The 21,126-nt window shown below is 68.5% G+C and carries 16 protein-coding genes; 4 read left to right on the forward strand and 12 right to left on the reverse strand.

Annotation, left to right across the window (positions count from 1 at the left end; translation table 11 throughout):
* Positions 1-29: 29 nt before the first annotated feature.
* The 6 genes from ACOQPQ_RS03805 to ACOQPQ_RS03830 form a co-directional block, all read right to left on the reverse strand.
* Positions 30-845: a hypothetical protein gene (locus ACOQPQ_RS03805; RefSeq protein WP_420638119.1), complete on the reverse strand. Its 816-nt coding sequence runs from the start codon at positions 843-845 to the stop codon at positions 30-32.
* Positions 842-2,431 carry an ATPase, T2SS/T4P/T4SS family gene (locus ACOQPQ_RS03810; RefSeq protein ID WP_420638120.1) on the reverse strand — a complete coding sequence of 530 codons (1,590 nt, stop codon included), beginning with the start codon at positions 2,429-2,431 and terminating at the stop codon, positions 842-844. The genes ACOQPQ_RS03805 and ACOQPQ_RS03810 overlap by 4 nt, the downstream gene beginning before the upstream one ends.
* Complete coding sequence (locus ACOQPQ_RS03815; RefSeq protein ID WP_420638121.1) at positions 2,424-3,083, reverse strand: hypothetical protein; 660 nt, start codon at positions 3,081-3,083, stop codon at positions 2,424-2,426. The genes ACOQPQ_RS03810 and ACOQPQ_RS03815 overlap by 8 nt, the downstream gene beginning before the upstream one ends.
* Positions 3,080-4,489 (reverse strand): hypothetical protein, encoded by a 1,410-nt coding sequence (locus ACOQPQ_RS03820; RefSeq protein WP_420638122.1) that lies wholly within the window; start codon positions 4,487-4,489, stop codon positions 3,080-3,082. Before ACOQPQ_RS03820 ends, ACOQPQ_RS03815 begins: the two co-directional genes overlap by 4 nt.
* Positions 4,486-5,322, reverse strand: a complete 837-nt coding sequence (locus tag ACOQPQ_RS03825; protein WP_420638123.1) for a hypothetical protein — start codon at positions 5,320-5,322, stop codon at positions 4,486-4,488. The genes ACOQPQ_RS03820 and ACOQPQ_RS03825 overlap by 4 nt, the downstream gene beginning before the upstream one ends.
* 645 nt (positions 5,323-5,967) lie before the next feature.
* The gene (locus tag ACOQPQ_RS03830) at positions 5,968-6,681 is read right to left on the reverse strand and encodes an SDR family NAD(P)-dependent oxidoreductase (protein ID WP_420638124.1); all 714 of its coding nucleotides are present in this window, start codon (positions 6,679-6,681) and stop codon (positions 5,968-5,970) included.
* 47 nt (positions 6,682-6,728) lie between these two features.
* Between ACOQPQ_RS03830 and ACOQPQ_RS03835 the strand changes: the two genes are divergently transcribed.
* A complete protein-coding gene (locus ACOQPQ_RS03835) occupies positions 6,729-7,937 on the forward strand; it encodes a CynX/NimT family MFS transporter (RefSeq protein WP_420638125.1) in 1,209 nt (402 codons plus the stop codon).
* A 6-nt stretch (positions 7,938-7,943) separates the two neighbouring features.
* Here the strand turns inward: ACOQPQ_RS03835 and aceA are convergent, their stop codons facing one another.
* Positions 7,944-10,214, reverse strand: coding sequence for an isocitrate lyase ICL2 (gene aceA, locus ACOQPQ_RS03840; protein ID WP_420640350.1), 2,271 nt, complete (start codon positions 10,212-10,214; stop codon positions 7,944-7,946).
* A 133-nt stretch (positions 10,215-10,347) separates the two neighbouring features.
* Between aceA and ACOQPQ_RS03845 the strand changes: the two genes are divergently transcribed.
* Entirely contained in the window at positions 10,348-12,522 is a 2,175-nt protein-coding gene (locus ACOQPQ_RS03845; RefSeq protein WP_420638126.1) for a malate synthase G, read from the forward strand.
* Positions 12,523-12,552: 30 nt separating this feature from the next.
* Here the strand turns inward: ACOQPQ_RS03845 and ACOQPQ_RS03850 are convergent, their stop codons facing one another.
* Together ACOQPQ_RS03850 and ACOQPQ_RS03855 are read right to left on the reverse strand one after the other, a co-directional pair.
* Positions 12,553-14,886, reverse strand: coding sequence for a DUF2339 domain-containing protein (locus ACOQPQ_RS03850; protein WP_420638127.1), 2,334 nt, complete (start codon positions 14,884-14,886; stop codon positions 12,553-12,555).
* Between the two features lie 622 nt (positions 14,887-15,508).
* Positions 15,509-16,234, reverse strand: coding sequence for a hypothetical protein (locus ACOQPQ_RS03855; protein ID WP_420638128.1), 726 nt, complete (start codon positions 16,232-16,234; stop codon positions 15,509-15,511).
* Positions 16,235-16,307: 73 nt separating this feature from the next.
* On the opposite strand from ACOQPQ_RS03855, the gene ACOQPQ_RS03860 reads away from it, so the two are divergent.
* Entirely contained in the window at positions 16,308-17,567 is a 1,260-nt protein-coding gene (locus tag ACOQPQ_RS03860; protein WP_420638129.1) for a sulfotransferase family protein, read from the forward strand.
* A gap of 19 nt (positions 17,568-17,586) precedes the next feature.
* Here ACOQPQ_RS03860 and ACOQPQ_RS03865 read toward each other — a convergent pair whose 3' ends face one another.
* From ACOQPQ_RS03865 to ACOQPQ_RS03875, 3 genes are all read right to left on the reverse strand, one after another.
* Positions 17,587-18,243 (reverse strand): PaaI family thioesterase, encoded by a 657-nt coding sequence (locus ACOQPQ_RS03865; protein WP_420638130.1) that lies wholly within the window; start codon positions 18,241-18,243, stop codon positions 17,587-17,589.
* Positions 18,244-18,267: 24 nt separating this feature from the next.
* A complete protein-coding gene (locus tag ACOQPQ_RS03870) occupies positions 18,268-19,065 on the reverse strand; it encodes a glucose 1-dehydrogenase (RefSeq protein ID WP_420638131.1) in 798 nt (265 codons plus the stop codon).
* Positions 19,066-19,177: 112 nt separating this feature from the next.
* Entirely contained in the window at positions 19,178-20,077 is a 900-nt protein-coding gene (locus tag ACOQPQ_RS03875; RefSeq protein WP_420638132.1) for an oxygenase MpaB family protein, read from the reverse strand.
* Between the two features lie 99 nt (positions 20,078-20,176).
* Between ACOQPQ_RS03875 and ACOQPQ_RS03880 the strand changes: the two genes are divergently transcribed.
* Positions 20,177-21,022, forward strand: a complete 846-nt coding sequence (locus tag ACOQPQ_RS03880; RefSeq protein ID WP_420640351.1) for an SMP-30/gluconolactonase/LRE family protein — start codon at positions 20,177-20,179, stop codon at positions 21,020-21,022.
* The last annotated feature ends 104 nt before the right edge of the window (positions 21,023-21,126 follow it).

Here is a 21,126-nt window from a genome sequence, read left to right on the forward strand (position 1 = left end):
GCTCGACCCAGGGTACGAGACCACCGCCGTCATCGGCTCAACCGCCACGCCGGTACCAGCACGCGGGCACAGATCACCGCGGTGAACACGGCCATGAGCAACAGGAGTTGCTGCCCGACCGGCGAGAGCAGCCAGCGGCCCACGTCCTTGGCGGCAAAGCCGGTCAGGGCCAACATCCCCGCGGCCATGGCCACCGTCACCGCCACCTGCGGCATCAGCGCGGCCACGTAGCGGTGGAAGTGGCGAGCGGTCTCCGCCGCCTCGGTGGCCTCCTCGGCCAGGACGCCGGCCAGCCCCACCCACTGGGATCCCCCCCGAAAGGCCTCGGCCAACACGGTGGCCAACATCTCGGCGATCGGTCGGCGAACGGTGGTGGAAAACCGATTGGCCGCCTCGATGAGGCCGCCGGTCTCACACTCGTCGGCCATCAGCCGGGCGGCCGCCCCGACTCGGCCCGTGACCAACGGTGCCGACTGCCGGACGGCTTCCACCACCGTGGGGGCCACCAGGGCTTGGTTGGCCAGCCCGTTGGTGAGCTGAGCGAGTTCGTCGGCCTCCCCCAGGCTGCGACGCGACCGGGCCTGCACGGCCATGGCCCCCACGGACGTGCCGGTCAACACCATGGTGGCCAGCGCGGTGGCCACGCCCACCAGCACCAGCCCGGCCAGGAATCCGGTTCCAACCAGCAGGGTCGCCACCACCGGACCGACGGGAAAGGAGTGTCGACGGGCCATCAGGAGACTGCCCACCAGCAGGGCCTGCGGGCTCCCGGTCGAGGTCGGCCACCAGCAGACGGCCAGCAACACCAGGGCGGCGGCCACCACCACCACGGCCTGCGAGCTCACGGAGCCACCCGGGAGGACGCGGCCGGCCGGTGTCGTCCGCCGAGGCCCACCGACCGGTACAGCCGCTCGATGCGGCCGTGCGGGCCGGCGACGGGCTCGGCCCACCGCCGGCCGGGGCTCAGTGACCACAGGCACCGGGTGTCGATGGTGTCGTGGCGATCGTCGTAGCTCACGATCTGGGAGACATCGGAGATGACCCGCTCCCCCCGCTCGTTTCGGCCCATCCACACCAGCAGGTGGACGGCAATGGCGATCTGTTGGCGGGCGAAGCGGGGGTCGGCCCCTTCGCTGCAGGCGTAGGACAAGAGCTTGGCCAAGACCCCCGGCCCCGGTTGGCTGTGGAGGGTGACCAGGCAGCCGTTGAGGCCGCTGCTCATGGCGTCCAGCAGCGCCAGGGTGCCCTCGCCTCGGGTCTCGCCGATGACCAGCTTGGAGGAGTTGGCCCGTTTGGCGTCGCGTATGTGGTCGCTCATGGAGAGCTTCCCCACACCGTCGTTGTTGGCGTCCCGGGTCAGGCGTTCGTAACTGTTGGGGTGGATGCCGTACTGGGCCAGCCGCAGCTCGGGGGTGTCCTCGATGGTGTCGATCCGCTCGGAATCGTCCACGGTGGCCAACAGGGCCTGGCACAACGTGGTCTTGCCCCCACCCATGGCGGCGGCGATCACCATGTTGGCCCGGACCGGCCCCGACACGGCGGCCACCAGCAGCTTCTGCAGTTCCGGTCCGGCCACGCCCAAGTCGTCGAGGGTGGCCTTGCCCGCCATGTTGGATCGCAGCACCATGGTGGGGGGATGGCACATGAACGCCTCGGCGTGGAGCCGCCAGCGATCCCCGAGTCGGATGTCCAGGCGGCTGTCGAGCACGTCGAAGCGTTGCGGGTGGCCTCCGGAGAAGCTGGCCAGGTGCCGGGCCGTTTCGATCAACTCCTCGTTGGATGCGAACGGGGACTGTCGGCGTTCCCGCCGACCCCGGGCGTGGTGGACGATCATGCACTCGCCCCCTCGGATCTGGAATTCCTCCACCCCGGATTCGTCCAGCAGAGCGGCCAGGCGGGTCTGGGCCGCTTGGGAGGCCGACCACAGGTGGGTTTCCCGGTCGAGCGGGTCGAGCCGCCGGGGAGCCGCCGCCGTCCATGCCAATTGGCGGCCCAACCGGTGCAGGCGGCGGCGGTGGGTGCGAGCAAGCTGCGGGGGAACCCACAGGCTGACGATCCGTTGGCGGCGGAAGCGGTCGGTGTCGGGAGGCTCCTCGGAGACGATCACCGACACGATGGGGGTGGCCCGACGTGATCCGCTGTCCAGCCGGAGCTGGGACCGCACATCGGTCCAGTCGGCGGTGGTGATCCGCAGTACCGCTGCCGACGACGCCACCGCCGCCTCCAGGCGCTGGGCGGGTTCATCGTCTCGCAGCCTGAGCACGGTGGGATGGCCCGCGGCCGAGGCCTGATCCACTTCGGTGGGGGAGGTGGCCAGGATGACGCCGGGGGCCGAGGTGGCGATTCCCTCCAACACCAGGCTCAGCACCCGATCCACCGAATCCGGGGGGAGCCACTGATCCCCGATCGCGCACAGCACCGGCTCAGCCACCGCTCTCGCCGTTGACGCCTTGGTCGGCCTGGGGTGGCGGCCGGTCGCACAGCGGCCAACCGCCCGGAGGCGACTCCCAAATCCACCATTCCTCATCGGCCAGCCGGGCGGCCAGGTCGGGGCCGGCTTCCACGGTGGCGGCGGTGCCGGAGCCGTCGCCCGCCACCCCGGCCAGGGTGACCAGCGCCACGGCGCATCCCCCCGGGGCGGCCGCGAACACCGCCCGGCGTCCGGGCTGGGGGCCGGGGGCGGGCCACATGGCGGCGTTGACGGTGAAGTCCAACAGCGAGGTGGTGCGGGCGTCGCCTTGCCCGCTTTCCCCCTGGCGCGGGCGCAGCATCCCGGGGGAGATCAATGTGCCTGCGGGAATCTCCACGGTGACCACGGTGTCGGCCAGGTCGGCCGGTCGGACGAAGAGCACCGCCAAATTGGTGGGCACGTCGACGGTGGCGTGCTCGCCCGGCGGAAACCCCGCGGGCCACCGCTGAGTGGTGGCCACCACCGAGACCTCTCGGTACCCCTCGCCGTCTCGGGACAGGGCGATGATCGTCACCAGGGTGGCCACCAGCACCACCGCGGTGGCCAACAGGCGGCGGCGAAAGCTGACCGGCCACGAGGTGGGGGACCACGACGCCTGCTCGGTACCGCTCACCACAGGGTCACCTGCGGGCCCAGGTAGCCGGTGGGCTCCCGGAACCACGACAAATCGGCGGCCACCACCGCGGTGTGCCGGTCGCCCGCCTCGGAGGTGTAGCGGACCTGGAGCTCCCATTCCCACAGGCCGCGCCGGGGAATGGTCCACCGGCAGTCCCCGTGGCGGCGCTGCCAGTCGGCCGACAGGGACAACACCTCGTCGGTCGGCTCGGTCCACGGGGGCAGGTCGTCCGGTGCGCACCACACGGTGGCCGGATCGACCCGGGGAAAGGCGGTTCGGTACCACTGGCGGCGTTGGCTGCTGAGCCGATCCCACAGCGCGGCGGCCTGGGCGGCGGCGTCGGCCGCCGCGGTGTCGAAGGCCGATCGCAGGGTGGCCAGGTCGGCGGCTTGGTAGGGGAGGAGTTGGCGAAGCGACACCCCCACCTCGGTGGCCTCCCAGAGGCACTGGTCGTCGGAGTTGTCCTGCACGTCCAGCGAGGTGCCGGGTTGGCGCGCCGTCCAGTGGCGGGCGGGCCCGGCCGACGAGGACGCGGCCGTCAGGAACAGCCGCCCACCGGGTACCTCCGGGTGGTGGTAATCGGTGAAGTCGGCGGCGTAGGGCACCACCGACTCCCAACGCAGGCGGCTGAGCACCTCCCGATGGGTGGCGTCGCCCCAGGTGGTGGTGCACTGCTTGTCGATGGGTTCGGGATCGGGATCCGGAACCGGATTGGTGGGTCGGGTGCAGTGGTAGCAGGGATTGGGTCGGGTTGGGGGGACAACCGGCCCCGAGGTGGGCGAGGGCGTGGGATCCGCCGTCGGGGCGGTGGTCGGCTCAGGGCTGGGCGACGGGCTCGGATCGGGACTGGGGTCAGGGGTGGGACAGTTGTTCGGCGGGATCACGTAGGTGCCGTCGGGGCACGGCCGCAGGCAGATGCCGAAGTTGCCCGGCACCTGCCCTGGAGGACAGGTGTGCTCGTGCTCAACCTCGGTGGTCACCTTCCCCGACCATTGGTAGTTCGTGTTGCTGTGGCCGTTCCACACGGTCCAGGTGCCCTCGCCGGTCGGGCGGGGGGTGCTGTCGTGGGGACCGTGATGACAGTTGTTGCGGCTGTAGCACGAGCTTGTGGCTGGTTCGGCAATCACTTCCATGCCACACAGCCCGATGATGTCGATGGTGCAGTGGTCGGGCACGTGGGTGGTGTAGTGGGTCCAGTAGTTGATGTGGGTCCACGTCTCCACGCATTGCTGCACCGAGGCCGGGCACCGACCCATGCCGTCGAGGTCCACGGTGGACGTCTGGCGGTGGGCCAGCAGGGGAGCGGTGTCGGAGGAGGAAATGACCAAGCCGAGGGCCAAGATGGCCACCAGCAGCAGCCCGAGGAGCGCTCTGGTGGCCAATGCCCCTCGGGTTCTGGTCATGGGAGGGCCTGAAAGGCGCGGTAGTCGCAGCCGACGACCAGACCGTGGGGGGAGCGGCGGTCGCGGTCGGTTTGGCGGGCCCACACATAGCCCAGGAAGGCGTGGTAGCACTCGTGGGGGCTGTCAGGAAGCCCGAGGCTTACCCGTTCGTCGGCGTGGGCCTCGATGATGCCCACCCGGGGTTCCCAACAGGAGGGGAGGGGTTCCCCCGTGGGAAAAAACCCCGCCGGGTCGGTGGGATAGCGCTCGTTGGGGTGGGCGGCCACGATGTCGGCACACCGGGCGGCCAGCCAGCCGGACGGGCGGGGGGCGGCCGGGTCGTACCCAATCGACGCACAGGCGGCCAGCGGGCGGGTGACGGCGTCGCCCCGAAAGGCAAGAGCCCTGACCGCCGGGGTCAGGCAGGCGTCGGCCCCCTCACCCCACCAGAAACCGACCCGGAGTTCGGCCAGGTAGGCCAGCGCACCCATGCAGGCGTGTACCCCCTGGGCGGTGATGGTGCCCAACACCACGTCGGGAGCGTCGTAAGCCGCTTGGGCGTAGCCGCGGACGCACTCCTGCACCCACGAGCGGGACTCCGGGCTGTCCTCCACCGTCCCGTGCTGGATGCCCCGGAGCCACCGGATTTCCGCCAGGGCCGGGTGATCAGCGGGAACGGCCAGGATGACCGGACGGCGGTCGTCGTCCCAGGTGTAGACCCCGTCGCCGAACACGTGGAGCGGGCTGGCCTGGGCCGCCTCCCGCAGGGCTGCGACGGAACCCGGCTCCGGCGTCGGCTCGGCTGCGGGCGTGGATTCCGGGGTTGCCGCCGGGGTCACCTCAGGCTCCGCCACCGGGGTGGACGCGGGCGTGGATGCCGGGGTTGCCTCCGGGGTCGCCGCCGGCGTCCCTGCCGGCTCCGGGGTCGGGTCCGGTTCGGGTGTGGATTCTGGGGTCACTGCGGGCGTCACCACGGGCTCCGGCGTTGGTTCCGGGGCGGAGGTGGCTTCCGGCGTGGCCGCCGGGGTCGCCGGCGGCGCCTCCGAAGGCTCGGATGTCGGGGCCGGGACGGCCGTCGGAGTCACCGTGGGTGACGCCATGACCGGGGGTTCCGACGGGGAGGCCTCCGCCGGAGGCGTCGGCGCACCCTCGAGCGGCCCCTCATCGGGGTTGCCGCAGCTCACGCAGAGGACGAGCACCAGCAGGAGAAGAATGGCAGCGTGTCGGGTAGTACCCATGAGGCCCTCGTTTCAACGTGACTCGACAGGGGCCCCAAAGGGCCGATAGCGCCGGCTCTGACCGGCCTCGTCACCCTAGCTCAGCCCATTCTCATTGTCCAGGGGCAATTTCCATATCTCTCCTGCTTTCGATCCCTGAACGTTGAGAATGTATGTTATGTTTAGTTATGGGGTGTGGTTTCGCGGGCGGGCTTATGTTTAGTTATGGGGGGGTGATTCCCAGCACCGCTTCCATCGTGCTGGCCTGGTTCCGCTGGCGACCTAGAGGGCGGCCCGACCGGCGCTGAGGCCGCCGTCCACGTAGAGAACTTGGCCGGTCACGTAGCGGGCGTCGTCGGAGGCCAAGAACCCCACCACGTCGGCGATGTCCTCGGGCCACCCGGTACGGCCTAGCGGCACCGCCCGGGCCCGCTGGGCACCCCGATCGCCCTCGTAGTTGGCCTGAGTGCCCTCGGTTTGGATCATGCCCGGGCCCACCGCGTTGACCCGGATGCCCCGGGAGCCCAGTTCCAGGGCCGTTTGCTTGGTGAGGCTCTCCACCGCGGCCTTGGACGGGGGGTAGATGCCGATCCCCGGCGAGTTGGAGAAGCTGGCGTTCGACGAGAGGTTGACGATGCAGGACCCCGGCCCCATGAGCGGGGCCAACGCCTGCGTGCAGTGGAACACCCCCATCACGTTCACCTCCAACACCCGGCGCACGTCGTCGCTGGAGGTGCCCGCCAAGTCGGCGAAGATCCAGATGCCTGCGTTGTTCACCAGCACATCCACCCGGTCCAGGGACTCCGCCAAGGCCGCCACCGACGCCGGGTCGGCCACATCGCAACGGCGCCAGTCGCCCGTAACCATCTCGGCCGTTTCCCGAACGGCATCGCCATCCCGGTCCACGGCCACCACGTCGTAGCCGTCGGCGGCCAATCGTCGGGAGATGGCCCGCCCGATCCCTTGTCCCGCTCCGGTGACCACCGCAGTTGCCATCAACCCAGCATGGCAGAAACTCTCCCGGCGATTGCTACGGTCCCGGCGTGAATCCCCACCACCAGCGGTACCGCTGGGTGCTGCTGGGCGCCTTGTGGATGGTGTATTTCTCCTTCGGGCTGACCGTGTTGTCCATGGCGCCGCTGCTGGAGACCATCCGAGCCGATCTGGGCATCAGCAAGGGCGCCATGGGAGCCGTGTTGGGGGCGTGGCCGCTGGTGTACCTGGTGTCCGCCCTCCCCGCCGGCACGTTGATCGACAAACTGGGACTGCGCCATTCCCTGGCCATAGCCACGGTGATCATCGCCATCTCCGCGCTCTTGCGACCGTTGGCCGGCGACTTTTGGCCGATGTTCGGTGCGGTGGCGATGTTCGGGCTGGGCGGGCCGCTGGTCTCGGTGGGCGCCCCCAAGCTGGTCAGCGTGTGGTTCGCCGAGGAGGAGCGAGCGCTGGCCATGAGCATCACCCTGACCGCCCCGACCATCGGCAACGTGCTGCCCCTGGTCACCGCCAACAGCGTGCTGATGCCCGCCTTCGACCAAAACTGGCGGACCACGTTGTTGGTCTACGCCTTGGTCGCGGTGGCGGTGATCGCCATCTGGCTGGCGGCGGCCACCGTGGCCGAGCGCGTTGCCCCCGGTGCGGATCGCAGCCAACAGTCCAGTCCGGGTTTCGCCGGCGCCTGGCAACTCCTCGGCCTCCGCCCCGTGCAGAACCTGCTCTTGATGGCCATCGGGATGTTCTTCTTCGGCCATGCCCTCAACGGCTGGCTGCCGACGGTGATCGAGGACCGGGGGTTCGCCAGCTCGACGGCGGGCTACCTGGTGGGGGCCGTCATCTCGTTGAGCATCGTCGGCGCCCTGTTCGGACCACGGCTGATCCCCGCCCACCGGCGCTTCGCCGCCCTGGGCGCGGTGATGTCGGTGCTCGGCACCGCCACCATCTTGATCATGATCGAGGGCCGACCGTCGACCCTGGCCGGGTTGGTGCTGGTCGGCCTCAGCCGGGGCATGGCGGCGCCCATCGCCCTGCTGGGGATGATGCTGCTCCCCGGTGTCTCGCAGAGGAACCTGGGGGTGGCCGGCGGCTTGTTCTTCACCGCCGGGGAGATCGGCGGGGTGACCGGCCCCATCCTCTTCGGGGTCATGGCCGACGTGGGGGGATCCACGGCCGGACTGGTCTTGCTCACCGCGGTGGCCGCGACCACCGCCGCCTTGGCCCTGGCCCTGCAGTCATCCCTGGCCCGCGCCCCCTGACGCTGACTACGCCCCCCGTCCCTGGATGAGCCCCTGGAGGGTCTCCTCGTCGTTCATGAGCTTGGACACCAGGGCCTCGTCCACGTCGGCTACGATGATCTCGCCCACCTCGTCGGACACCGAGGCGAAGAAGCCCAACTCCTTCATGCCTGCCGTTTGACGGTAGTTGTCCTCGGTGGGCGTGAGGTACTGCACCGAGACCGCGTTGTAGCGCCGGATCAGGTACAGGTGCATGAGGGCCATCAACCGCTTGCGGCGCAGCGCCGGGCTGTGGGTGTTCTGGTCCCGCACCGACAAGATGGCCCGGCCCCGGCGGTCGTTCAGCACACCGAACACCACGTTGGCCAGGTCGTTGGCCCCGCTGTACACCACCAGTTCGAGCACTTCCGATCCGGCGGTGTAGGGCCGGAGCCGCACCTTCAGTTCGGCGTCCACCTGGTTGTGGGCCGCCCACCGCTCCAGCCACACCTCCAGTTCCCGGGTGGGCACCTCCGTCTGCACCAGGTGCTGGAACTGGGTGGAGCCCTTGCCCATGGCCGAGGTGGTGGCGGTGCGCCCGGAGCTGGCCATGAGCGCCGCGTCCAGGCGGGGCCCGCCCACCAGGGTCTGGGGGGTCCGGTACGGGGAGTCCACCAGACGGAACTTCCGCTGGAGCCGGGCCAGGGCCAACATCCCGTCCTGCTGCAACGAGGCGGCGAATTCTTCACCGGCCATGCCGTCCACCTGGTGGCCGCCGTAGGTGATGAAGTTGAAGACGAATCCCAACCGTCCCAGCTCGGCGGGGAACTCTTGCATCTCGCTCTCGCTCATGCCGGTGGTGTCCCAGTTGAACGACGGCGACAGGTTGTAGGCCAGCATCTTGTCGGGATACACGGCGTGTACGGCCTCGGCGAACTCCCGCGCGTCGGCCAGGTCGGCCGTCTTGGTCTCCATCCACAACAGATCGCAGTACGGGGCCACCGCCAGCGACTTGGCCACGGCAAAGGGAATGCCGCCCTGCACCTGGTAGTAGCCTTCGGTGGTCCGGGCGATCTCGGGATCCCAGGCCACGTCCAACCCCATCTCGGCGGCCCGTTCCCGGGCGGTCTCGGAGTCCACCGTGGAAGAGAAGGCCAGCCACTCCCCCACGTCCATGCCGAACTTCTCCCCTTCCGAGGATCGCAGGGCCAGTTGGTCGGCCACCGCCTGGGAGTACGTGGCCAACCCGGACGCCCGATGCCAGGCCTCGGCCAGGGCATCGGAGGCCACGTCCACCGCCTCGTCGGCCCGGGGATCGGGTGCGGAGTGGTAGGCCACCGCGGCCCGCTCGATGATCTGGTTGACCCCGGTTTGGTCCAGCCACCCCATGGCCCGCTTGTAGCGGTGATCGGGCACGGCGTACAGCAGGTGCCCGTTCACCCCGTCGATGCCCACTTCGGAGAGGCGGCGGAGCACGGCCAGGTAGGCGTCCTTGTAGGAGGGAACCGAGAGCTGGGTGGCCCCCATGATGAAGGGTTGGTCCCGCTCGTCGGTGCCCCCGTCGAGCAGGTTGGCGGCCTCGGCGTCGGTGCGGGCCACGATGATGCCCGCCACCCCCATCACATCGAGCTGGAAGCGGGCCGCGTTCAGCCGCTTGATCTGCTCGTCGCAGGGCACCAGCACCTTGCCCCCCTGGTGACCGCACTTCTTCACGCCGGGCTTTTGGTCCTCGATGTGGTAGCCCGGCACCCCGGCCTCCACGAAGCGGCGGATCAGGTTGCGAACGTGGGCGTCGCCGCCGTGGCCGGTGTCGGCGTCGGCGATGATGCTGGGGGTGTAGTCCACCTCGGGTGCGGCCTGACGCTCCGACGGGCTCATCCGGGAGCGGGCAAACCGCTGGTTGCGGTCGGCGGTCAGCAAGGCCCGCACCAACCCGGCGGCCTCGTCGGGCACCATGCTCAACGGGTAGCTGGCCAGGTCGGGGCCGGGATCCTCGTGCAGGGAGCCCTTGGCCGACGTGGCCCATCCCCCCAGGTAGATGCCCTCGATACCAGCCCGCTTCATGGCCACCGCCTGGCCCGGCGAGTACGGCCCGAACGTGGAGATGCAGCGCCGGGCCTCGAACAGCTCCCGCAGCCGGGCGTAAAACCGTTCGGCCGCCTGGCGGGCCACGGTGTGGTCTTGGCCGATCACCCCTCGTTGCTCCACCACTTGGCGGGCCGAGTACAGCCGGGTCACCCCCTCGAAGCGGGGCGAGGCCATCCACGCCTGGGTGGAGCGGACCTCGGCATCGAACGAACCGACAGCATTGGCGGCCATGGCGGATACCTCGTTGATCACGTGAGGGATGTTGTGCCGAGGCTAGCAACCGAGCCGGCGTGGCGGGCACCAATATCCCGCCGACCCGGATTCTGGCCGCAGTTATCACCCGCGGCGGTTCTACCCTGTGGCGGTGGCAGTGACCTACCAGACATTCGGTTCCCTCGAGGTGGCTCAGCCGCTGGCCCGCTTCACCGAGCACCGGCTGGCCCCGGAGACCGGCATTCCCCCCGACCGATTCTGGCCGGCCTTCGCCGAGATGGTCGGCCGATTCCGGCCCCGCATTCATGCCTGCCGGGACGAGCGGGACGACCTGCAGGCCCGTATCGACGCTTGGCACCAACTCCCGGAAACCCAGCGGGAGGAGGCCCCCGCCTTCCTGCGCGCCATCGGCTATCTGGTGGGCGATCCCGGTGCCGTGGCCGTGGCCACCCAGAACGTGGACCCCGAGATCGCCACCCTGGCCGGTCCCCAACTCGTGGTGCCGGTGGACAACGCCCGCTACGCCCTGAACGCGGCCAACGCCCGCTGGGGCAGCCTGTACGACGCCCTCTACGGCACCGACGTCATCGACGAGTCCGGCGGGGCCCATCGGTCGGGGCCCTACAACCCGGTGCGGGGCGCCCGGGTCATCGAGCGGGTCCGAACCCTGTTGGACACCCACTTCCCGCTGGCCACCGGTAGCCACGGCGACGCCGACGCCTACACGGTGGCGGACGGCCGCCTTCACGTGGCGCAGGCCCACGAAAGCACCACCGGATTGGCCATTCCCGCGGGGTTTGCCGGCTACACCGGGGCGCCGTCGGCCCCCGACACCGTGCTGCTGACCAAGCACGGGCTGCACCTCGAGGTGGTGATCGACCGCCACCACCCCATCGGTCGCGACGACCGGGCGGGCGTGGCCGACGTGATGATGGAGTCGGCTCTCACCACCATCATGGATCTGGAGGACTCGGTGGCCGCGGTGGACGCCGACGACAAGACGGTGGCCTACGGCAACTGGCTCGGTTTGATGCAGGGCACCCTGGAGGCCACCTTCACCAAGGGTGGCGAGAGCGTGATCCGCCGTCTGAACCCCGACACCCCGGCCTTCGACCCTGCGGGCAGCGCTATGGACGTGCGCCGGCGCAGCGTGATGATGATCCGCAGTGTCGGCCTGCACATGGACACCGACATGGTCCGCCTCCACGGTGACCCGATTCCCGAGACCCTGGTGGACGTCGCCATGGCCGCGTGGTGCGCCCGCCACGATCTGTCGGGCCGGGGACCGCATCGCAACAGCACCACCGGTTCGGCGTACATCGTGATGCCCAAGCTGCACGGCCCTGCCGAAGCGGCCGTGGCCCGGGACATCTTCGCCGCCACCGAGACCCTGCTGGGCCTGCCCGACACCACGTTGAAGATGGGGATCATGGACGAGGAGCGCCGCACGTCGCTCAACCTGGCCGCCTGTTTGGCCCAAGCCCCCGATCGGGTGGTCTTCATCAACACCGGATTCCTGGACCGCACCGGTGACGACATCCACACCAACATGGAAGCCGGCCCGGTGGTCCCCAAGGCCGAGATCAAGTCGTCGCCGTGGCTGACCGCCTATGAGCAGGCCAACGTGGCCGTGGGTCTGGCCATGGGTTTGCCCGGACACGCCCAGATCGGCAAGGGCATGTGGGCCCGGCCCGACGACATGGCCGCCATGTTGACCGAGAAGATCGGACATCCCCGGTCGGGGGCCTCCACCGCCTGGGTCCCCTCCCCCACCGCGGCCACCCTCCATGCGCTCCACTATCTGGACGTGGACGTGGCCGCCCGCCAGGCCGAGTTGGCCGCCGATCCCCCTGACGCCGATGAGCTGGCCCGACAGATGCTGAGGCCCGCGGTGCTCGAACCGGGTCGGGAACTCTCGCCCGAGGAAATCCGGCGGGAGCTGGAGAACAACGTCCAGGGCATCTTGGGGTACGTGGCCCGCTGGGTGGGCCAAGGGGTGGGATGCTCAAAGGTGCCCGACATCGACGACGTGGCCCTCATGGAGGATCGGGCCACCCTGCGGATCTCCTCCCAGCACATCGCCAACTGGCTCCACCACGGCGTGCTCACCCGGGAGCAGGTGGTGGCCGCCTTCGAGACCATGGCCGCGGTGGTGGACCGTCAAAACGCCGACGACCCCGACTACCGGCCCATGAGCGACGCTCTCGACGCCCACATCCCCTACGCCGCCGCCCTGGCCCTCGTGCTGGAGGGCCGGGTTCAGCCCAACGGCTACACCGAACCCATCCTCACCGCCCACCGCCTCCGCCAAAAAGCCACCCCCTGACCCCCGGTGGGACCCACCCCATCACCGGTCTCAGACTCCGGTGGCCTCCAACTGATCAGGCTGCTCTTGCGCGGCCGGGGGAAACGGGGCGAAGTAGCCCACTACCAGTAACAGCAGGCCGACGGAGAGGAACGAGATCAACCGCCCTTCCGTTGGTTGGTTGCCCAGGTCAAACAGGAACAGCTTGAGCAGGACCACAGCCATGTATGCCGCGCCGACCATCCACAGCGGACGACTGATCCGGCGAACACCGCTCACCATGGCCGACAGCCCCAACACGGCCCAGGCAACGGAAAGTGATGCCTGCAGCGCCGTGGAGTCGAACATCGATACGGTGTCGAAAGACACCCCACCCCAGTGGTGGACGGTCCTCACCAGCGCCATGGAGACGAAGACGGTGCCGAACGCACCTAGCGCCGGAGCCCAGATCACCCCCAGCGACCTCTTGAGATCCTGGCCGCCGACCAACTTGGCCTGCCTGCCCCACAACGCCACCACTGCGGCCAGGGCCAAGCCACTCACCTCCAACGGGTTCAACACCGGCACATAGCGAAGCGGCGGCGCGTCACCGTCGAAGGACAGGAGCATCACTGCTCCGAGCCAGGACAACCCGCCGAGCACAACCCCACATCCCGGGAGCACGTAGGCGCTTCGGAACGCCCCAATCGGCCACGTCCCTTCCCAGCGGCCGGCCAGGATCGAACCGACGATCAACACTCCGGCGAGCAACGCCGCGGCCGTCGGCCACACGCCATCTCCTATCCGCTCCACCTGCCAACGCACCTCAGTGCACACCAGCAGCACCAGCACCCAAAGTCCACCTGCGTGCAGTCCATCCAGTAGTTCAGAGGGCAAATGCGTCCTCCAGCGCAAGACGGCGAAATGGGCACCGAATGCGAGGAGCCATACCGCCCATCCGTAGTCCTCGAAGGGATGGGCCTGCACGCTGAGAGCAACCACCAACGACACCGCCATGGTGGGCAACACCAAGAGGCCCGCCACACCCAGATCCGGCCACTGGAGTCGTCTTGCGGCCCACGCCGCCAGCAAGAAGTACGCGATGACGAAACCCGAGGAAGCGGAGAGCTGTACGGTTGTCACGTGGGCACCGATCTCGAGCAGGCCGGCCGCCAGCAACCAGCCACTGCCCCACGCCAGGGCAATCCAACTGATGGCTACCGAGAGGTCCCTGGACCTTGAAGCCCTGAACGCAAACCAGCCGCTCAGCAACCCTGCAACCGCGACAACAGCAGCACGGAGGAAGAATCCGTTGGCGACCGGTACCTCGTCTTGCAACCCTGGAACATAGATGGTCAAGTCGGAAGCGAAGACAATTCCGGCCAGCACCTGCAAGAACACTCCGATGGCCATCACCGCCTCTTGTCGGTAACGACTACCTGCCCACACCAGGAGAGTCCCCTGAGCCGTCCCAATCACTGCACCATAAGGTGTTCCGAAAGAGAGGGGTACGGCCAACACCAGGAAGACGACAGAAAGTGCCACATAGGACAACAGGAGTTCTCGCGTAGCTGGCCTGGTCCTTTGCACATACGCGGCAAGTGCCCCATACAACGCAGAAAGACCAAGGGCACTGACGGTCATGCCATATTCGAGGTGACCAACCAGGCCTCCCTGCAGCAGGATACCTGCCAGGGCGGTTCCGAAGACGAGTGGCAGCCACCACAGTGCCCGTATCTTTGTGTCTTGACCTTGGTCGATACCCGGTGGCTGTATAGCGGGAATCATGGAATATGTGACAATGAACAAGGCAATGAACGGTTGGGTGACCGACCAGTCTTCTTCCACGTGCCGATGCAAGAGCCAGAATGATGAGACTCCGAAGGTGAAGCCGAAGCCCAGCAGATAGAGTTCTTGCCATCTCCGTTGCCGGGATATCCAGATGATTGCCACGTTCAGGACCACGTAGAAGCTGAACAAGCTCAATTGGTCGTCAACACCGGAATGGGTGAGGACCGGTGCCAAGAGTCCACCGGCGAGTCCCAGAGCTGCCAGGGAACGGGAGTCGTTGACGAGGGCCAACACGCCAGCCGTCACGGTGATGGCGACCACACACCCGAGGGCCGGCACAGCCGCCAACAGGTCATAGCCGGCGTAGGCCACAAAGGTGACCAGATACAACGTGGCGAGTCCGCCCCCCTGAAGGCTGAGCCCGTAAATCGGCTGGCGTCGAGCGAAGCGCCAGCCCAACACCAACAACGCGACACCGACGAGCCCCACCGCAATCAAGACCAACCTGGCCGTGATGGTGACAATGCCTCGCCGGTTGGCCTCCCCCAGCAGGAGGCCCAGGCCCACCAGGGTCACCACGATTCCGGCCTTGACCGGCAGGTTGCTGGTGGCCACCCAGCGCTTGAGAGCTGTCTTCAGGCGAATTGAGAAGTCATTTGCAGGCGCCGATGTCGCGAACCCCTTCCCCGATCCGGTCAAGGGCCGGGGCGGCGGCGGGGGCGTCTGGCTCGGCGGGGCACCCGGTGGCGGCGGGATCTGGCTCAGCGGGGCACCGGGCGGCGGCGGAATCTCGCTCAACGGGGTCGCCGGCGGGGGGAACTGGCTCGGCGGGGCACCGGGCGGCGGCGGGATCTGGCTCGGCGGGGTCAACGGCGGGGGAAACATGGGTTGCCCGCTCGGCGGGGCGACGGACTGTGCCGCGTTGACTTGCTCAATGCGGCGGATCCTACTTTGGTTGGCAATTTCCCGCCCCAACAGGTAGCCGACAGCCGCCCCGATGAGCGTCCCCAGGCCTGGGTCAATCGCCGAACCCACGATCGCCCCAACCACGGCGAGGCCCAGGGACAGAACCCACCCGCCACTCCGGGACGGCCTTTCCCGTTTGGGCCTTCTCACTGAAATTTGTCCACCGTCAACGGTCATGGTGTCCCTCCGACCAGCGGTCTCAGGGGCCCCCATGCCGTCGCGCCGGACAGGAATGGGGGCTCCTCCACCATACCCGGTGGGACCCACCCCATCACAGGCCCCAGGGGGAGAGGTCCACGTTGAGTTCGCGTAGGCGGGTGATGATGGCGGGGGGATCCATGGTCATGGCGGGCCAGTGGTAGTCGTAGATGCGCTGTTCCAGCACGAAGGAGATGTACTCCGACACCTGCTCGATGGTGAAGTAGATGCCGCGTCGGCCGATGGACGCCTCGTAGGCCGCCCCGGATTCACGGCTGAGCACGAAATTGGTGTGGTCGCACATGTGCTTCATGTCGGTGTTCACCCAGTCCCACACCACCTCGGTACACAGCACCAGAGGCTCTGACGGTTCCGCCGACTGCAACACGAAGTCCTTCGACACCAAGGTGATGGGCTCCAGCGTGTGGGCGTCGTAGGTTCGCAACTCCACCTCGGTGTCCCGGAAGTGCGGCGTCCACGACACCCCGACGCCCTCGTGGGCGCACCCAATGTAGCTGTGGAACTCCCCGTCGATGTACATCTCCACCTGGCTGGGAAAGGCCGAGAACGGCGGCGCCTTCAGGATGTCGCAGTTGGGGGAGGTCTCGTCGATCACAAACACGATCCCGAGCTGGAGCAGCTTGAGCGCCTCGATCAGACAGCGGCGGTCGATCCCGGTGGCGGCGTGCATGGCAGCCAGGTTGGGCGCCCGCCCGTGTTCGGCCCAGAAGTCGAACACGAACTTGCGCACGACCAGGGCGTCATCGGTCCATTCGATCTCCGGTACGTGTTGGGGCATGTCGCGATGCTACTGCCCCCCCTACGGACCCGAGGGCCGCTCGGGCCCGCACCGCAACGCTAACCTGCCCAGGGTGAACGACCGCCCCGCCCCCATTCGCATCGACGACCTGGCCGAGCCGGAGTTGCCCGCCGAGATCGTGGAGATGATGGAACAGACCGCCCCGATGGCCGAGCAGATCGAACTCAGCCCCGAGGCGGTCCTGGGCGCCGCCACCGCCCAAACCGGGCTCCACGACTTCGGCTCCGACGAGTTCCGGGCCCCGCTGGAGGTGCTGTGCGCCGCCCTGGACACCGAGTCCGACCTCTCCCCCATGGGCAGGGTCAGCAGCTTCAGCCAGCTTGCCGCCTTCGCCGCCAACCGGCTGCGGGTGGAGCAGTACATCAAGGACCATCCCGAGGCCCTCGAAGTGCCCATCGACCGACCCATCGTGATCGCCGGGTTGCCCCGCACCGGTACCACGCACCTGCACAATCTCATGTCCGCCGACCCGGCGCTGCGCTCCCTCCCCTGGTGGGAGGCCATGGAGCCGGTGCCCCCGCCCGAGGAAGCGGGCACCACCGAAGGGCGCATCGAGCGGGCCAAGGCCGGCCTCGCCGTCCTGCACACCGCCTTGCCCCACTACGACCGGATGCACGAGATGACCTGGGATCACGTGCACGAGGAGATCCACCTGCTGGGCATCGACTTCTCCACCATGCTGTTCGACTGCATGGCCCCCATGCCCACCTGGCGGTCCTACTACCAGTCCCACGACCAGACCCCCCATTACCGGTACCTCAAGCGGCTCCTACAGGTGCTCACCCACCAGCGGCCTCCCCGGGAGCGCTGGGTGCTCAAGTCCCCCCAGCACCTCGAACAGATCGGCCCATTGATGAACGTGTTCGGCGACGCCACCGTGGTGTTCACCCACCGCGACCCCGTCTCCATCACCGCTTCGTTCGCCACCATGATCTGCTACTCGGCCCGCATGAGCGCCGCCCACCCGGTGGACACCCACCGCATAGGGCAGTGGTGGGGCCAACTCATCGAGGACATGCTCCGTTCCTGCACCAACGACCGTGATCTGGTGCCGCCGGAGCAGTCGATCGACGTGTTGTTCCACGAGTTCATGGCCGACGACGTGGCCACGGTGGAGCGCATCTACCGGCTGGCCGATCAGCCGTTCGACTCCGGGGTGAAGGCGGCCATGGACGACTACATGGCCGACCATCCCCGAGGCCGCCACGGCCGGGTGATCTACGACTTGGCCGACTTCGGCATGGATCCGGCCGAGCGCCGTCGAGCCCTCAGCTTCTACACCGATCGCTTCGCCGTCGAGCTGGAGCACTAGGGGTCCCGAGCCCGAGGGGCTAGGCCCGCAGCTCGGCCCGCACAAAAGTGCCCTCGGCGGTGGCCGTGACCTTGCCGTCACACACCATCTCACCGGCCACGTACTGCTTGCGCCCTTTCGCTCCGGCGGGCCACGCCCGCAGGGATATCTCCTGGAGCAAGGGGGTGGGCCGTCGATACACCACCTTCAGGGTGCCGGTGTAGCCGCCGGTCCCGTTGACCACGTTCACCACCCCCAACAGCTCGTCGAAGACCTCGGCGATCACCCCGCCGTGAATCATCCCCGGCGGACCGGCGTACACCGGCGACAGGTTCATGCGTCCCCGCACCTGATCCTGATCCGCCCAGAACTCCACCGGGGGTGACGCCGGATTCAAGCGCCCGATGATCGGGCTGTAGGGGAAGAACGCCATCGGGTCACGGGACTCGAAATCGGGCTCCTGGTTTCCCATCACGCCCTGCGTGTGGGCGTTGCCCACCTGTTTCGACTCGATGAGGGCGGCTGCTTGGTCCAACAACGCGGTGGCGTCGGCCAACTCGTCGTCACCGACCGCGGTCACCCGTACGGCGCGGACCACCCGCCGAGCGGCTTCGGCCACCGCCAAGCGCTGGGGTCCCGCCCCGTAATCGGGACCGCTCCCTGCGCTGGGGGCGTCCCAGAGGGGCTGTTTGTTCAAGATGCGCAACCGGGTCTGCGGTGCTCAGCCGGGGCTGTAGCCGTAGTCGATCACGTGGTCGGTGCCGGGCAAACCGGGGGTGACCGCACCGGCCCGCCAACCGCCGTCCACGTTCAGCTCGGCCCCGGTGACGTACGACGCCTCGTCGCTGGCCAGGAACAGGGCGGCGTAGGCGATCTCGATGGGCTCGCCGATGCGGGGAATGGGTTGGTACACGTAGGGTTCCTTCTCGGCCCGGGGGTCATTGGTGGGATTCCCCATCGCGGTGTTCACCCCGCCCGGGTGGATGGAATTGACCCGGATGTCGAACCGGCCCCACTCGATGGCCGCCGTTTTGGTCATGCCCCGGATGGCCGACTTCGAGGCGGTGTAGCTGATGAGCCCGTTCTTGGACTGTTGTCCGTCGATGGAGCTGATGTTCACGATGGAGCCCCCGCCCGCGGTCTTCATGGGCTCCAACACCGCCTTCATCCCCAGGAAAGTGCCGACCTGGTTGACGTTGATGACCTTCATGTAGTCCTCGAGGCTGGTGTCCTCGATGGCCGCGGGCATCAAGATGGCGGCGTTGTTCACCAGCGCCCGCAGCGAACCCATGCCGGTGGCCACCTCCACGGCCGCGGCCCAGTCCGCTTCCCGGGAGACGTCCAGGTGTACGAATCGGGCCTGGTCCCCGATGTTGGCGGCCACCTGCTGCCCCTCGTCGTCGAGCACATCGCCCAGCACCACCTGGGCACCCTCGGAGGCGAACAGCCGTGCCTCGGCTTCGCCCTGTCCCCGGGCCGCCCCGGTGATGATTGCCACCTTGCCGTCCAGTCGTCCCATGTTGGTGCCTCCTTCGCTAACCGGTTCGGATTGTCGGGCCACCCTATCGGCCCGACGACAACCGCCCGAACCGGGGGGAGTCAGGGCTGCGGCGCCGGCTTGACCCCGGCCATCAGGCTGCGGCGCCGTTGGGTTGGTCGCGAAACAGCCGGGGATCGTAGGGCACGTGGCATCGCTCCAGGGCGGCCTGCCAGGCCGGGCTGTTCTTCATCAGGCGGCGCAAACCCAGCACCAACGTGGTACTGCTGAGTCGGGCACCGGGGAGCGCGACCAGCCCCAAAATGCCCGCCAGGTCTCGGGGGATGGTGGTGATGGCCCCCTGCATCAGCAGCCGATAGCCCGTGCGCTGCGCCGCCGGGATGGGGGGATTCTGCAAGAAGTCGATGGCGGCTCGCATCCCGGGACTGGGGGCCAGGGCCGGATGTCCGGTGATCCACGTCCGCAGATCCCCGGCGGTGGTCGGCAACGGGGATGCCCCCAGCAGCGCCCCCACTTGGGTCTGTTCGGCCACGAAGCGGTCGGCCTCTTCGGTGCTCAGTCGGCCTCCGAACCGCTGGTAGGCGGTCAAGAAGGAGTCGGTGAGGGTGTTGTGGACCCAGGCGGCCAGCTCGGGAGCCGACGCCGAGTAGGACCGACCCCGGTGGGAGGTGCCGCTCACGCCCTGGTGGGCCGACCGCACCAGCTTGATGGCCTCGTCCACCTCGGGACGGGCACCGTAGGTGGATGAGGTGACATAGAACGAGGTACGACTCAGCCGTCCCAGTGGGTCCTCCCGGTAGCGACTGTGCTCGTCCACCCCGGCCACCACCTCCGGGTGGGCGGCCTGGATCAACAGAGCCCGAATGCCGCCCACGAACACGCTCACGTCGCCGATCACCCGCCAGCTCACCGAATCAGGGCCGCACAAGCCGGGATCGCCCGGGAAGTCGCCGGTGTGCTGCAGCGGCATCTCGGCGTGGGCGAACATGCCGCTCACCGAGTCCACCACCCGAGACTGCACCCATCGAAACATGGCGGCCTCACCCTACCGGCCTGCGCCTGCTACTTGGCCCCGGTTGCGGTGACGGAGCCGTCGCCGTCATCCGCGGTGGCTATTGTGCCCGGCATGGAGATGCTTGCCCGCCCGGAGCCGTTCATCGGAGGCGTCGATTTCGGCGAGGGCCCCCGCTGGCATGACGGCCGCTTGTGGTTCTCGGACTTCTACCAGCACGCCGTGAAGGCGGCCGCCCCTGACGGTTCCGTGGAGATCGTCGTGGAGGTTCCCGGCCAGCCGTCCGGTCTGGGGTGGATGCCCAACGGCGATCTGCTGGTGGTCTCCATGCTGGATCGCCGGGTGATGCGCTACGACGGCGCCGGCCTGCGCGAACACGCCGACCTGTCCCCCATTGCCACTGCCCACTGCAACGACATGACGGTGGATGCCCACGGTCGGGCCTACGTGGGCAACTTCGGGTTCGACCTCCATGGCGGCGAGGACGTCTGCCCCGCCACCTTGGCCCTGGTACAACCGGACGGCACCGTCGAGGCGGCTGCCGACAACCTGCTGTTCCCCAATGGGGCGGTCATCACCCCCGACGGTGCCACCTTCATCGTGGGCGAGAGCTTCGCCGGGCAGTTCACCGCCTTCGACATCACCGCCGACGGCCGACTGGAGAACCGTCGACTGTGGGCGGCGGTGCCCGGCACCATTCCCGACGGCTGTTGTCTCGACGCCGAGGGGGGCATCTGGTACGCCGACGCCGTGGGCCGGGCGGCCCAGCGGGTCACCGAGGGTGGCGACATCACCCACCGGGTGGAGACGGAGTTGCACTGCTTCGCCGTGATGCTGGGCGGTGACGACGCCAGGACGCTGTTTCTGGTGACCGCCCCCGGCTCCCACCCCGACGAGGTGCAGGGCCTCGGCCAGGGCCGCATCGAAACCGTCACCGTAGAAATCCCCGCCGCCGGCCTCCCCTAGTCGGGAGCTGCCGAGCTCCTCGTCACGTAACCCCCAGGGAGACCCACGCTACTAAGGCCCGCAAGTCCCAGTCTGGGCCCTTGCCTGTGACGGCAAATGGCCTC

The sequence above is a fragment of the Candidatus Poriferisocius sp. genome (assembly GCF_965219775.1).
Classification (GTDB): Bacteria; Actinomycetota; Acidimicrobiia; order Acidimicrobiales; family Bin134; genus Poriferisocius.

What these genes read in the sequence shown, in the direction of transcription:
- ACOQPQ_RS03820 (WP_420638122.1), bottom strand. Translation starts at nt 4,489, where the DNA reads ATGACCAGAACCCGAGGGGCATTGGCCACCAGAGCGCTCCTCGGGCTG.
- ACOQPQ_RS03830 (WP_420638124.1), bottom strand. Translation starts at nt 6,681, where the DNA reads ATGGCAACTGCGGTGGTCACCGGAGCGGGACAAGGGATCGGGCGGGCC.
- aceA (WP_420640350.1), bottom strand. Translation starts at nt 10,214, where the DNA reads ATGGCCGCCAATGCTGTCGGTTCGTTCGATGCCGAGGTCCGCTCCACC.
- ACOQPQ_RS03855 (WP_420638128.1), bottom strand. Translation starts at nt 16,234, where the DNA reads ATGCCCCAACACGTACCGGAGATCGAATGGACCGATGACGCCCTGGTC.
- ACOQPQ_RS03870 (WP_420638131.1), bottom strand. Translation starts at nt 19,065, where the DNA reads ATGGGACGACTGGACGGCAAGGTGGCAATCATCACCGGGGCGGCCCGG.
- ACOQPQ_RS03875 (WP_420638132.1), bottom strand. Translation starts at nt 20,077, where the DNA reads ATGTTTCGATGGGTGCAGTCTCGGGTGGTGGACTCGGTGAGCGGCATG.
- ACOQPQ_RS03880 (WP_420640351.1), top strand. Translation starts at nt 20,177, where the DNA reads ATGCTTGCCCGCCCGGAGCCGTTCATCGGAGGCGTCGATTTCGGCGAG.